The sequence below is a fragment of the Protofrankia coriariae genome, from assembly GCF_001017755.1.
Taxonomy (GTDB): domain Bacteria; phylum Actinomycetota; class Actinomycetes; order Frankiales; family Frankiaceae; genus Protofrankia; species Protofrankia coriariae.
In genome coordinates, this window is sequence record NZ_JWIO01000061.1 from 3322 (window position 1) to 17003 (window position 13682).

The following is a 13682-nucleotide window of genomic DNA, read 5'->3' on the forward strand; positions in this document are numbered from 1 at the left end:
CCCCGCCGGCAGCCCGGCGGCTGGGCGCTGGCCGGACCGTCACTGGCCACCACCCGCGACCTGGCGACCCTCACCCCCGCCGGCGCGGCCGCCCGGGCCCGCGCGCTGCGCCCCTCCCTGGCCCCGCTGCCCCGGCTGTCCGAAACGGACCGGGGCTGGCCGATCGGGGACCTGACCCCTGGCGGCACCCCGCTGTACGGCTCGGACGAGGACGTCGCGGTCGCGGTCATGGCCCCCCGCGCCGGCAAGACCACCGCGCTGGCCGTCCCGGTCATCCTCGACGCCCCCGGCGCGGTCGTCGCCACCGCGAACAAGGCCGACCTGTGGGCCACCACCGCCGCCCTGCGCGCCCAACGGGGCACGGTGTGGGTGTTCGATCCCCAGCAGATCGCCTACACCCCACCCACCTGGTGGTGGAACCCCCTGACCGCCGTGCGCGGGGTCGAGGACGCAGACCGGCTCGCCTCCCACTTCCTCCAGGAGATCCGCGGCGGGCAGGCATCCCGGGACTTCTGGGCCGCGGCCGCCGGAGACCTGCTCGCCAGCCTGCTGCTGGCCGCCGCCACCAGCGGCCGCAGCCTGATCGACGTCTACGAATGGCTCAACGACTCCGCCAGCCCCCGGCCCGCCGACCTCCTCGACGACCACGGCTACCGGGCAGTGGCCGCCGGCCTGCGCGGACGCCAGGCCGGCGCCCCGGAAACCCGCGAAGGCGTCTACGAAACCGCTCGGGCCGCCGCCCGTTGCCTGCGCAACGACCAGATCCTCACTTGGGTCACCCCACCCGCCGACCGCCACACAAAAGGCAGAAAAAGGGCGCTGTTCGACGTCGACCGTTTCGCCGCCAGCAGCGACACGTTGTACCTGCTGTCCAAGGACGACGAAGGCGCGGCATCACCGCTGGTCGCGGCGTTCACCGACCAGGTCATGCGCGCCGCGGTCCGCCGCGCCGAAGCCGCCGGCGGCCGCCTCGATCCCCCCATGCGGATCATGCTCGACGAGGCCGCGAACATCTGCAAAATCGCCGACCTGCCCCGGCTGTACTCCCACCTGGGCTCCCGCGGCCTGGTCACCATCACGATCCTGCAGTCCTACCGGCAAGGCGTCGGAGTATGGGGAGAACAGGGCATGGACGCCCTGTGGTCCGCCGCCACCATCAAACTCGTCGGCGCCGGCATCGACGACCCCAAACACGCCGAAGACCTCTCCCGGCTCGTCGGCGAACACGACATCGAAATCTCCTCGGTGTCACACAGCCGCGGCGGCCCGTCCACCCAGGTTTCGCTGCGCCGCCAGCGGATCCTCGACGCCGCCGACATCCGCGCCATGCCCAAGGGCACTGCCCTACTACTCGCCACCGGCATCCGCGCGGCCGCGGTCCGCCTACGCCCCTGGTACACCGGCCCACACGCCACCGCGATCACCACCACATCCGCGCAGGCCATGGCCACCCTCACCGCCCACGCCACCCCCACCGCACCCGGCCCCGTCAGCGAGATGGGAATGGAGACGACGCCATGACCAACCCCACCACCGGGCTGACTGGCGCATTGGCGGACCTGGCCGCCCGGCTCAGCTCCCTGGAAACCCTGCTGGCCGACCTCGACGCCCGCACTACCGCCACAGACCCTGTTACTGCTCTCCCGGCGGTCAGCGACAGCAGCCAGGACCAGGAGGAGCCCCTGGAACCGGCGTTCGCCGGCGTCACCGACTGGGTCGAGCAGTACTTCCGGGTGGCCTACCCCCGCTCAACCGGCGGGGAGTTCCGCTGGTGCGCCCAATGGTGGGACCACCTCGAAGCCGTCATCCGCCTCGAAGCGCTCTGGCGGGCCTGGGAACACGCCCGCACCGATCCCAACACCGGCATCGCCACCTGGCACACCACCCTGCTCGACCCCCAACTGGCAGTCCTGTGCGGACCCTCCGGACCGTTCCGCGCCTGCCGCCCCGACCGCCACGAACCCGACCGCCCCCTACCCGTCACCCCCACCCCACCCGGCCACTTCAACCCTGCGGCGAGCGGCGAGGACAGCTGACATGCCATACGGCACCGCCCTCCGGGCTACCGGCCGTCCACCTGGCTCCGCTGAGACTGATCCTCATCTCTATCATCTGTATGCCAACGGCCCAGACTTCGGGATTTCCGAGAGATGAATAGATCGTCGGGACGTTCCTGGCCCGGATGCCCCAGTCTGAAGAAAGCTGAAGAAGGGATCTTCGTCATGCTCTGGCCCGCCCTCCAGGTGCTCTCCCACGGAGAGCTGACAGCCGACCAGCTACGGCGGCTGCTCGACACGCTCCGGCTCGAAGAAGCCCCCCGCACCGAAGGCCCCGGGACGGCGGGGAGCATCGCGCACCGCTCCTTCACCGACGACACGGGCACCCGCCTCGTCTTGGAGCTCGCCCGCACCAGCGAGTCCGGCTGGGCGCTCGCCCTCTTCTTCGATGGTGAACCACCTTCTACCGACACCATCGAAGGTCACCGGGTGCTGCTCCGCGACGCCGTCGAACGGCTCGGCCTCACGCTCATCGAGATCACCCCCGCTACCACCGCCGACGAGGTCCTCGTCGTGCCTCCACCGCCGCCCGGCATCCCCGAGTCCACCATCGGTGTCTCCTGGGATCTCCCGTACGACAACCTGGACCAGATGTGGCCACACGTTGGCCTGCGCAAGGACGCCCCCCGGGAAGTGAAGGAGGTCAAGCTACGCGAGGTGATGCGCACCCCGGTCTGGTCCGCCGCCCCCCCGATCCTCCGCCGCCAAGCCGAGGCCTTCCTCCGCGACATCTGACCCCCGCCTGAGCGGGACCGGCCTAGCGACGCCCCGCCTGGACCGGACTGGCGTGGAGATGAGGCGGGGCATAGAGCAGCGAAGAATCGAGAAGACCGAGAACTCACCGCTACTCACCGACAAACGTCTGGTCCAGCAACTCCTTGGCCAGGTCCGTGGCGAGGCGCGCCAGCTCATCGCCACTCTGGCCGGGACCGAACGCGGCCCCCGGGGAAAGCCGGGCGGCCAGCTCCTTCAACAGGCTGGCGACGATCATCGCGCGTAGCTCCGTGATGACCACGTTACGGGACAGTTCGCCGGGTAGCCGCTCATCCAGGCCCCGGTCTCCGGCGAGTCGCCGCCGCAGGTCCGCCGCCCGTTGCGGAAGAGGAATCGGTTCCGCCTGCCGGCCCACATACAGCCTCGCCGCGAGCGAATGCTCGAACGGATCAAGCGCTCCGCGCTCCGTATCGGACTGCCGCGGCGTGTCGCCGCTCAACACAGCACGCAAATTCCGGAGTGCGACATCGACTCGCGCCGATGGGTTCTCCGCGTCCGACATCGCGTCGAGCACCCCGATCGCGGCGTTCCTTAGCCGCGTGTACTCGGCCCGGATCACGTCATCCTGCAACATCGCTCCTCATCTTCCCCAGCCTGTCATGGATGCCCATCCGCGGCCCCGACGCCCGTGCCGCTCTCCGCTCCCTTCAACAACGCAAAAACAACAAAGGCATAGATTGTCGTATGTACGCCATTAGATAATTTTTCTCTCTAAATATCATGATAGCTGAATTTTTAGTGATATCCTCGAGTCTCCCCCTGGTCGAGGTCACCGGCTTCACTGCCCGCAGCCAGCAAGGAGGGCACTCGTGTCTTCGCGGTCGCGCACATCAGAGACGAGACCCACCCCTACCTCGATCTGTACCCCTGCCACGAGCAGAACTCCATCGACACGACCTGGCACAACGGTCTGGTGACCGTGGACGGCGAGCTGATCAACCGCTATACCGGCCGCTGCGTTGGCTGCGGCGCCATGGGGGAGTTCCTGTTCGGCCTGCCCGTGCGGACGGTTATCCCGCACTGCGGGAGCTGCGGCGTTGCACTGGACGTTCTGCAGCGGTCCCATGCCGACGGCGGCCGTGACACCGGCCCCGCAAGTGGACGCGACACCCGACCTGGCCGCCGGTTCTCCATCTGGCCAGGGACGACCGTCACCTCTCCCGAGATCGCCGGCACTGCATACGTCGTCACTGATCCTCGGCCAGTGTCGCTGGAGATCGCCCGGGCCGGCGCTGAGGAAGATCTGCGCCTGTCGGATTTCGACCAAGACGTAACCGCCCTTGAGTGGGTAGCGGACGGCACGGTGCTGCGGGTGGAGACGCGGGCGTTCGGGCCGCAGCACTTCCGTCCCGTGGAGGAGACCCCCGCACCCGGCTACATGGGGGAGACGGAGGTGCGCTCCGGCACCGCCGAGGACCCGCACCTGGTACGGCTGGCACGGACGGACATGCTTGCGCGCACCTGGCTCCACGAGATCACGGACATGATGCAGGAGCTCGCCACCGTCCAGGAGGGCTCGGAGCAGGGCGTCGTGCCCGAGCACCTGGTCCCGGAGGAGGCCCCGAGGAGCGACCAGTGCGTGCTTGCCCGCATGCGCGAGTACGCGTGGCTGTCGCGCAAGTGGGAGGCGGCCCGTTCCGACGAGGAGCGGTCCCGCTGGAAGGTCGAGCTCGCGGGCACCGCCAGGGACATCGAGCCCCGGGGACACACCCCGCCCTCGCCGCCCTGGGCGGGCGCTGCCACGCAACCTGGCGCCGCCACGCAGCCTGGCCCCACGAGTAGCGAGGCGCTGCGCGCGCGGTACGTCGATGCCGCGGACGAGGAGCTGCGGGCCGCCTACGTCCAGGAGCGCGAGCAGCTGCTCCACGACTACCAGCGACGCCTGGCCGAGGCGCACCCCGCCGACCGTGAGGCGGTCTGGCAGGAGTTCGTCGAGGAGTGGGCGCAGCTGGCCCGGCGGCACGACGCCGGCCGGTTCAGCCTGCGCATCCTCGCCTACTGCACCGAATGGGACCCCCACAGGGGCGGCATCGTGGCCGTCAACCAGAAGCTCGTCGAAGGGCTCGCGGCCGCCGGCCACGAGCTCTTCGTCCGCGTCGGGCACGAGGTGCCGCCGGACGCCTCCGGCGACCGCATCCACCTCATCGGGCCCCGGCGGTATGACCCCAACCGCGGCGAGCAGGAACAGCTTGTGTACGACGGCGAGGACCTGCCGTCCGACGTGGACGCCATTATCGGACACAGCCGCTACTCCGGCCCCGAGGTGCTGCAGGTGCGCAACGAGCTGTACCCGGACACGCCGTTCGTCCAGGTGATCCACATGGTGACCGGCGCGCTCGCCCGGGTGGCGAACCGGCCGGACCTGGAGGTGGAGTTCGAGGGCATCGAACGCCGCATGGTCGCCGCCGCCGACATGGTCGCGGCGGTTGGCCCGGTGCTGGAGAACGAGGCCCAGCGGCTCGCCGCCACCAACCCGGGCGATCACGTCCCTGCCGTCCACCAGATCATCCCTGGAGTGCCCTTCAAGGAGCAGCAGCTACTGCCCTGGGACGGGGAGCGGACGCGCCACGTGCTGCTCGTCGGCCGCGCCGACGCCCCGCAGAAGGGGGCCCACCACGCCGCGCTCATGGTCCGCCGACTGCTGGAGGAGGGTATTGACGTCCAGCTCACCGTGCGCGGCGCCGCTCAGGAGACCGTGGAGGAAGTGAAGGAACGGCTGTCCAACATCGCCGGCCGGGAGGTTGTGGTCAAGCCGTTCTCGATCGATCGGAACGAGATCCTGGCCGACATGCGGCAGGCCGACGTGATGGTCATGCCCTCGCAGGCGGAGGGCTTTGGGCTGGTCGGACTGGAGGCCGCGGGCGCGGGGTTGCCCGTCCTCCTGCCCACTACGAGCGGCGTTGGGGCCTTCTTCGGCGACCCGGGCTGCTTCCCGCCCGAGATCACCCGGCTCAGCCTGGTCGAGCAGGGCTTCGAGGACCAGGTGGACGTTCCGCGCTGGACCGACAAGCTGCGGGAGATCCTGCTCGACATTCCCACGGCGCGGGAGAACGCGCTCACCCTGCAACGGCTCCTGCACGAGGCCAACACGACGTGGGTGGGCGCGGCCGAATCCCTGGCCGCCGCGATCCAGGCGATGCCGGATCGCAGCGCGCCGCGCCCCCAGGCGCCCGCGCTGCCCGCGATGGCGGGGGACGGCTGGGTGAACTGCGCCCAGGGCCACGCGCACTGGGGCCGGTTCGGCGCCGCCGGGCTGCTGCCCATATACCGCGCCGCGGACGGCCAGGTGGACGTGCTCATGCATTATCGGGGAGCGGACACCGACCAGGGGGGAACCTGGGCGCTGCTCGGAGGCGCGCGCGACAGCCACGAGTCCGCGGCGGAAGCCGCCATCCGCGAGACCGCCGAAGAGAGCGACCTCGATCCCGCCCACGTCCGCGTCGAGCGGGTCATCCGGGACGACCACGGCGGCTGGTCGTACGACACCGTGATCGTCTCGGTCGACCGGCGGGTGCCGGTCCGGCCGGTCGAGGGTGAGTCCGTGGCGCTGGCCTGGGTCCCGCTCTCCGAGGTCCAGAACATGAACCTTCACCCCGGCTTCGCCACGAACTGGCCGAGCGTCCAGGCTGAACTCGACGCCGTGCTGAACGGCGAGCCGTCCACCACCGCCGCCACGCCCCCCACCAGCGCGCTCCCGCTGCCCGCGCACCCGGTCACCGGCGCGCGCGTGGTCGCCAGGGGGACGCTCGGCCATGGTGATGGCATCGCGAACAGGGAGCTGGTCACGTTCGACGACGGCACCCGGGCCGTCTATGAGAAGTACGCACGGACCGAGGACGCAAGGGTCAAGGTGCTCGACGCGTACGTCGGCCGGGCGGTGGGCGCCCGCGTCCCGCTGTCGCACCCGGTGGGGCTCCGCGAGGTCTACACCGACCACATGCCTGGTGAGCCGACCTTCGCTCGCTATCAGAACCTGACCGAACTGGCGGACCGGGGGGTGGCCGCGACCCGCGACGGCGTGTTCCTCGGCCTGCACTATGCGCTGACCGCCACCCACAGCGTCACTGTCGACCAGCTCGTCCTCGGGGCATGGCAGAGCCTGATCGCGATCGGCGACAGCGCCGCGTCGCATGGTCCCCTCCCGGACGCCGCGAACCCGTTCGTCCGCACCTTTTACCGGCAGATCGAGCCGCACGTGTTCTCCTGGGTGGACAACCCGATCCCCCCGGGCGACATCGCGATCATGCGGCGGCAGCTCGACAGCCTGCGCCCCCTCTTCGAGCAGCTCGGTCGGCCTGACCTGCACGACGTGGTTATGGAGCGGTTCGGCCAGGTCGCGGAGCACGCGACCGGAACCGATCCGCTGCTGCCCAGACCGCCTGGTGACCACGTCACGCTGCCCGAGTCGACGCCCGAGCCGCGCTACCCTCTGCCCCCGCCGCCGGGCTCGCAGGAGCGGATCGACCATCAGCGAATCGGCGAGGCGCTGCTGACCGACGACGGTCGTATCACCGACACTAGCCAGGCCAAGACCATCGCCATCCAGGCCATCGCCGCGCGGATGCGGTCTTCGACGCCCGAGCTCGTCCTCGCGGCGTTCGGCCTGGTCGTCGGCACCAACATGGGGCACCGCCTGGGCGACGGCCGCTACGTCCTCGTGCCGCACCACGAGCAGTACCCCTCGATCGGGGCCGACGTCCTCCGCGTCGACGAACTCGACCTGGCCAACCCCCGACACCGCCCGAACAAGGTGGTGCGCATGGACGACCCGCGCGCCGAAACCCTGGTCCGCTGGATCGCGGTCAGCGAGGTGATGGGGGCCTGGTCGTACGGCTCCAACAACAACGTGCGCGTGCTGGCGCTGCAGGAGGCCGCCAAGGAGGAGTTCGGCCTCACCAGGGTGCTGGAGTGGCAGACAAACCCGAAGGTGCGCGACGCTGTAAGCCGGGAACTCGCTTACAATCGTAACGCACTGCGGGATTTCCTGCGTACCCAGTACGAGCTGACCCAGGAGGTCCTCGCCAGCCGCGGCATCACCGAAGTGATCGCCTATCGGGCACTGACCTGGCAAGAGGGATCGGTACAGCCAGAGTGGGCCGGCCTGAACGTCGGCGACACTTTCGAAGCGCGCCACCGGCCGCTGGCAAGCTGGGCGGCGGACCGCCAGATCGTCGCCGATTGGCTGGAGAAACGCGGCGGCCGCGCCGTGATCCTGGCCGACCGCAAGCCCGCGCGGGACATCCTGTCCATCCCCACAACCGGCATCGGCTTCTTCGCGCAGAAGGAGTTGGTCACGCTGCCGGGCGACCGCCTAGTCACGCTGGATGGCGTCTTCACCGGCAAGGCCCCGGCGGCTGCCGCGGAGCAGACCGCGGCGAGCAACGTCACCATCGGCGTCCCCGTCCTGGACGACGCCGCGGAAACCCTGGCAGACGATGCGGCGACAACACTGGCGAACGCCGGCGAGGCGCCGGAGAGCCCGGCGAACGACACGGCAGAAAGGCCGACGCCGGTTCTCCAGGAAGCCGGCGACCGATGGCGGCCCCTCACGATCACGACCCCGCTCGACCCCGCCGACCCGCTCGACAGCCGGATCATCCGGATCCTCGACGGCGAGGAGGAGTTCCCAAGCTGGTGGCCGCGGGACGACTCCGGCTACGCCATCACCAAGCGCGACCTGGACTTCCTCGGCATCAACCCGGTCCAGGTCAAGTGGATGCTTACTGGCGAGGCGCCCATGGGCATGACCCCGGCGCTCTACCAGCGGTTCGGTACGGAGATTCTGGAGGCGCTGCGGCGCGACGGTATCGAACCGTCCCAGGTCGACATCCGCCTCAAGGGGACCGGCGCCGTCTTCTTCGCCGGAATCCACAAGACGCTGCCGCGCGAGGAGGACCTGGTCGGCAGCCCGGAGGCGACGCGGCGCTTGCGGGAGTGGTTCGGCGACAGCCAGGACCGTCCCCTGCGCCGCCCGTACGACTCCATGTGGCGCCTCGGCCTGGAACCGGTGCCCAGCGACGTCGACCTCGACATCAACAGCACCGCCGTGGTTCGGGCCGCCCGTGCGCACTGGAGGGCCCATCACTCCGACCGGTACCCGGGCGATTTCATGGGCGGCCACGGATACCTTGACAAGCAGACGGTGATGGGCGCCTTTTCGGCGCTGGCCGAGTGGGCAAACAGGTGGGAAGGGGAGTTGGGCAGGCCGCTGTCCCTGGGCGTCTTCGAGTCCAGCGGACCATTCGACGCGTCCCTGCTCGGCCGCGCCCTCTCCTCCCACTTCCGCGACACCGACTGGATCATCCACCGCCCCGACACCCCCATGGCCTGGCGTACCCCCAGATCCAAGATCGCCGTCTCGCTCAATTCACAAGGGGCCGCGCTTGAGTCGTCATCCCCGACCGCTCCTGCAACTATTACTGCGCTTGCCTTTCCCCGCAGTCTCCGGAACAACCCCAGCCGTACTGATTCAGATTCTTCCCCGCAGCCCCGTCCTCCCTCCAAAATGCAGCGCAACGATCCCAGCCGCGGACGATAAGGCGTGCTGTAACGGACGGCGATATTCAGTTTCCCCCACAGGTCGCGGGTTCGCGGGACAGATTCAGGGATGCAATAGCTGTCTACGAAGTGCTGTCACCAGGCCGTCGTCAACGCCGAGTTGCTCAGCGGCATAGCCATACACCGACCCGTACCGCGTAATCAGGTCGGCTAGGAAGAGCCGCATGATCTCAGCAGGGGCGCGGCCGTAGGCGGGCCACCTGAGAGTCAGGTCGGGGTAATCAGCGTTCCATTCAGCGACCAGGCGTTCGGTGGCTAGATCGGTCAAGGTAAAATCGGCGACGATGTCGTCCTCGTGCACCCCGAGCAGAGCAAGAACCAGCACGGCCAGCAGGCCGGTGCGATCTTTGCCGGAGTGGCAGTGAAAGACCAGCGGAGCGGTGCTGTCGGCAATGATATTCAATGCACGCCGCAACTCCTTGACGCCGTCGTGGGCGACTTCGGTGTACCTGTCGGCCAGGAAACGGGCGGGCTCGACGTCCGAGTCCAGGCCTGCCTGATTATACGGCTGATGCTCGATACTCAGGTTGTGGTAGGACAGCCCCTGATAGTGCGGGACGCGTCCACTGCGTTTGATCTCCCAGGGATACCGAAGGTCGATTACGGTACGGATATCTAGAGCGAGGAAGCGATCCCAGTCCTGGCCCCGCAGCTTACCCAGCGAGTCGGAACGAAACAGCCGGCCCCAGCGCACCGTGCGGCCATCAGCGGCCCAGTAGCCACCCAGATCCCGGAAGTTGTGCAGACGCTCAAACGCAATATGTCTCCTCACATGGGTCACCTTACGACGACCCGCACTGACCGCCGCTGTTCTCCCAGCTCCCACGTCCTCCTTTCCTGCCTCCCGCACCCTCGACCAGGTCGGTGATCCCCGTCTTCCGGCGTCGCCGAGGCATCCCGCTCCCGGGTGGCCGCCAGGCCGCCCACGCTGGCCGCGTGCCGCTTGGCGGGGCGTCGCTACGACCGTTTGACCCCGCCCGGTTCCAGGCGGATCGGGTTGCTCCAGGCGCGTCCTCCGGTCCTGTCCTCGACGGTGACCCGGCAGTATCCGCATTGTTCGAACATCGCGACGGGCAGGGAGCCCTTCGTCAGCGATTCTCCCTCGATCACCTGTGCGCCCGGAGCGCCTCCGGTGACCAGTATTTTGCGCACCGGTGAGCAGCTCACCGTGACCATGCCGTCGTGGAACTGGATGTCGTGTAGGTCGGGTCCGGTGCTCGAGTAGTAGTGGCCGGCCTTGAGGGCCGCGAGGAGCGCTTCCGGGGTGAGGGTGTCGGCGCGTACCTGGACCCAGGCCGCACAGCCCGGCGGGTCCTGGGGCTGGAAGTGCGCGTCGTCGGCGGCGTAGGCGCCGAGCCGGTGCCCCCGGTTGAGCAGGATGTCGGTCAGATGCCAGCTGTCGCCCCGGTCCTCGCGGGCCGAGAGCGCGTTGTGGACCTCGACCGCGTGGGCTGCGTCCAGGCTTTCGGCGTCGGCGAGGGTGAGCAGCGAAGCCGCGGGGTGGGCCATGCCGATGAACGCGCCCGCGGCCCGGGCCCGGCGGGCCAGGTGCGGTCCGCTCTCGCCGGGCTCGGGAGGCGGGAAGCCGAGTGGCAGCCCTACGGCGACGATGTGCCACTCCGAGGAGAACTCGGTGCGCGGGGCATGCAGCTCCGCGCCCAACAGCGTGGTGAATCCGGGGGCGCGCAACGGCCGGGTGTCTGTCAGCGGGAATCCGTACCTGGCCCGGAAGTGATCGGTGATGGCCAGGAAGTCATAGCCGGCCTCCCGGTAGCGGCGCCCGATCTCCGCCGGCGGCAGTGCCCCGTCGGACCGGTCGGAGTGGGTGTGGAGGTTGCCCCGCCAGAAGCGGCCGGGCCGGTGGAACGGCAGGTCGATCACGGGTACTCCCTGGACTACGGGCAGCCGGCCGGTTGCCGAGGCTTCCCGCTCCCGGGCGGCCGTCAGGCCGTCCGGGCTGGCCGTCTGCCGCTTGGGGTGGGGCGTCGCCGGACGGTCCTGCCGCATCCACGTTCGATCGTATCCGTTTTTTCCGTGTTCACGAAGTCGGTGGGTCGCTGACAGGTATTGCCCACTTGACTGGTTGGGATGGTCATGGTGCCGTTGATGGTGTATGGAGAACAGTTCTCCTGGTCACCCGGATACACATCGACCTCATGCGGATGACCTGCGGGCGCTGTCACCGCGGCTGATCGGCTGCCGCCTGTACGGCCCCGTCTGCGCAGGCCCGGCGGTTCACCGTCAGCAAGCACCACGCGTTCCACCGTCTCCCATGTGCCTCCCGCCGTGCCCGAGTCACATGGTCATTTACGCGGGCCGCCGCCGGACACGGGGGTTCGTGGCACAGGTCCTGATCCGCCGCGCTTCACTCACCCTTCCGCGGAGGACCCTCGTGAGAAAATCGCCGACCCGGACAATGCCGATTCAGCCGACAGCGCCGGTTCAGACGGTCATGCCGATTCGGACGACCGGAACAGCCGGGATGACGGCCGCGTCCGCCGAGCATCCGGTGCGGGCGCTGCTGACTCGACGCGGCCTGCTGGCCGGTACCGGCGCCGGCGGGCTTGCCGCGCTCCTCGCGGCGTGCGGCGGTTCGACGGGTGACGCGGACGCCGCCGACTCCTCGGCGTCCTCGGCCGCGGGCGGGAAGCGGGGAGGCGCCGTCACCCTGAGTGCTCCGCCGCCGCCGACCGCGCTGGATCCGGTGACGATGTACGACGGCACCGCGATCGCCCTGGTCCAGCTCGTCGCCGGCTACCTGATCTGGCTGGACTCCGACTTCCAGCTGCAGCCCCGGCTGGCGACCGCGTGGACGTCGTCGGAGACGGGCCGGACCTGGTCGTTCACCATCCGCCAGGGAGCCGTCTTCTCCGACGGCACACCTTTGGACGCGGCCACGGTGAAGGCGTCGTTCGACCGTCTGCTCGATCCCGCGAACAAGTCCGCGGCGCTGTCGGCGTTCGACACGGTGCTCAAGGCCGGCGGTGTCTCGCTGGCGGGCTCCGACACGGTCGTGTTCCGCCTCGAGCGGCCGTTCTCGGAGTTTCCCTACCTGGTGTCCGCCGGCAACTACAATGCGCTCATCCTGAAGCCGGACTACCAGGTGGGCACGTTCGCCCAGAAGGCGATCGGCACAGGCCCGTTCCTGCTGAACTCCTATGACAGCGGCACGGGCGCGTCGTTCACCCGCAACCCGAGGTACTGGGATTCCGGGAAGCCGTATCTCGACGGCGTCCGGGTGGCTTTCTACAAGGACGAGCAGGCCGATCTGCTCGCGTTGCAGAGCGGCGCCGTCGACGGGCAGATCCTGTCGGACGCCGGCCTGGTGGGCCCGGTCGCGGGCGGCGGCTCCATCGCCGTCGACAAGGTGAACAGCACCGGCCTGACCGCGTTCACGCTGCGCGTCGACAGGCCGCCGTTCACGCGGAAGGAGGTCCGCCAGGCGGTCGCGTACGCCCTGGACCGGCCGGGTGTGCTGACCAGCGTGCACAACGGGGTCGGTGTCCTGGGCAACGACCATCTCTTCGCGCCATCGTTCGCCAGCGCGCCGACCGATCTCCAGCAGCGTGCCAGGGACGAGGCGAAGGTCAGGTCGCTGCTGGCCGCCGCGGGCGTGGACAACCTGCGTTTCACTCTCAGCTTCGACCCGCCGAACAGGTCCTACGCGCTGGTCATCCAGGACCAGCTCAAGCAGGTCGGAATCACCGTGGACCTCGACCAGCAGACCTCCGGGGCGTTCTACGGGGGCGACCAGAACACCGACACCCCGTGGCTGTTCACGACCGCGAACCTGGTCGACTGGGCGGGCCGGCCCACGGCGAGCCAGTTCATCATCCCGATGGTGAAGAGCCAGGGGTGTGGAACGGCTCCAAATACGCCAACCCGGTCGTGGACGCGGCGGCCACCGCCTACGACGCGGCCACCGACCCGGCCGAACGGAAGAAAAAGGCGGAAATCATCGCGCGGGCGCTCAACGAGGACGTGCCGGTCATCGTCAGCGTGTGGAACGGTGCGGTCCGCGCCTACCGGACCGACCGGATCAAAGGACTGCGGGCGCACCCGTCGGCGTTCCTGGACCTGACGACCGTGATCAGGGCCTGATCGGGTGTGGCGCGTTTCCTGGTCAGACGGCTGCTGACGATCCCGGTCACGCTGCTGGCGGTCAGCCTGCTGGTGTTCGTCGCGACCGAGCTGATCCCCGGTGACGTCGCCCGGGCCGTGCTCGGCCGGGAGGCGAGCCAGGCGTCCGTGGACGCGCTGCGCCACCAGCTGCGGCTGGACCAGCCGCTGCCC

At 69.4% G+C, this 13682-nt stretch carries 9 protein-coding genes (1 of these 9 running past the window's edge); 6 read left to right on the plus strand and 3 right to left on the minus strand.

Annotated features, from left to right (window positions below):
- Positions 1 to 228 precede the first annotated feature (228 nt).
- The 3 genes from FrCorBMG51_RS22675 (at position 229) to FrCorBMG51_RS22685 (ending at position 2792) form a co-directional block, all read left to right on the plus strand.
- Positions 229 to 1521 carry a type IV secretory system conjugative DNA transfer family protein gene (locus FrCorBMG51_RS22675; protein WP_052914958.1) on the plus strand — a complete coding sequence of 431 codons (1293 nt, stop codon included), beginning with the start codon at positions 229 to 231 and terminating at the stop codon, positions 1519 to 1521.
- Positions 1518 to 2036: a DUF4913 domain-containing protein gene (locus FrCorBMG51_RS22680; RefSeq protein ID WP_047225041.1), complete on the plus strand. Its 519-nt coding sequence runs from the start codon at positions 1518 to 1520 to the stop codon at positions 2034 to 2036. Before FrCorBMG51_RS22675 ends, FrCorBMG51_RS22680 begins: the two co-directional genes overlap by 4 nt.
- 186 nt (positions 2037 to 2222) lie before the next feature.
- Positions 2223 to 2792, plus strand: coding sequence for a hypothetical protein (locus tag FrCorBMG51_RS22685; RefSeq protein WP_200902566.1), 570 nt, complete (start codon positions 2223 to 2225; stop codon positions 2790 to 2792).
- A gap of 109 nt (positions 2793 to 2901) precedes the next feature.
- Here FrCorBMG51_RS22685 and FrCorBMG51_RS22690 read toward each other — a convergent pair whose 3' ends face one another.
- Positions 2902 to 3405 carry a hypothetical protein gene (locus tag FrCorBMG51_RS22690; RefSeq protein WP_200902567.1) on the minus strand — a complete coding sequence of 168 codons (504 nt, stop codon included), beginning with the start codon at positions 3403 to 3405 and terminating at the stop codon, positions 2902 to 2904.
- Between the two features lie 339 nt (positions 3406 to 3744).
- Here FrCorBMG51_RS22690 and FrCorBMG51_RS27570 point away from each other — a divergent pair, with 339 nt between their 5' ends.
- Positions 3745 to 9369, plus strand: coding sequence for a glycosyltransferase (locus tag FrCorBMG51_RS27570; protein WP_200902568.1), 5625 nt, complete (start codon positions 3745 to 3747; stop codon positions 9367 to 9369).
- Positions 9370 to 9432: 63 nt separating this feature from the next.
- Here the strand turns inward: FrCorBMG51_RS27570 and FrCorBMG51_RS22705 are convergent, their stop codons facing one another.
- A complete protein-coding gene (locus tag FrCorBMG51_RS22705; protein ID WP_047225052.1) occupies positions 9433 to 10161 on the minus strand; it encodes a tyrosine-protein phosphatase in 729 nt (242 codons plus the stop codon).
- A gap of 185 nt (positions 10162 to 10346) precedes the next feature.
- A complete protein-coding gene (locus FrCorBMG51_RS22710; RefSeq protein ID WP_235433832.1) occupies positions 10347 to 11396 on the minus strand; it encodes a CehA/McbA family metallohydrolase in 1050 nt (349 codons plus the stop codon).
- Positions 11397 to 11841: 445 nt separating this feature from the next.
- Here FrCorBMG51_RS22710 and FrCorBMG51_RS22715 point away from each other — a divergent pair, with 445 nt between their 5' ends.
- Positions 11842 to 13470, plus strand: coding sequence for an ABC transporter substrate-binding protein (locus FrCorBMG51_RS22715; RefSeq protein WP_162233279.1), 1629 nt, complete (start codon positions 11842 to 11844; stop codon positions 13468 to 13470).
- Between the two features lie 26 nt (positions 13471 to 13496).
- Positions 13497 to 13682 carry the 5' portion of a hypothetical protein gene (locus FrCorBMG51_RS22720; protein ID WP_047225043.1) on the plus strand. The gene runs 111 nt beyond the window's last position, so the window shows 186 of its 297 coding nt (coding positions 1-186); the start codon lies at positions 13497 to 13499; the stop codon falls past the right edge of the window.

Coding starts and splice junctions, on each gene's coding strand:
- FrCorBMG51_RS22675 (WP_052914958.1), top strand. CDS start 229: ATGGCCCCCCGCGCCGGCAAGACCACCGCGCTGGCCGTCCCGGTCATC.
- FrCorBMG51_RS22680 (WP_047225041.1), top strand. CDS start 1,518: ATGACCAACCCCACCACCGGGCTGACTGGCGCATTGGCGGACCTGGCC.
- FrCorBMG51_RS22685 (WP_200902566.1), top strand. CDS start 2,223: ATGCTCTGGCCCGCCCTCCAGGTGCTCTCCCACGGAGAGCTGACAGCC.
- FrCorBMG51_RS22690 (WP_200902567.1), bottom strand. CDS start 3,405: ATGTTGCAGGATGACGTGATCCGGGCCGAGTACACGCGGCTAAGGAAC.
- FrCorBMG51_RS22710 (WP_235433832.1), bottom strand. CDS start 11,396: ATGCGGCAGGACCGTCCGGCGACGCCCCACCCCAAGCGGCAGACGGCC.
- FrCorBMG51_RS22715 (WP_162233279.1), top strand. CDS start 11,842: ATGCCGATTCGGACGACCGGAACAGCCGGGATGACGGCCGCGTCCGCC.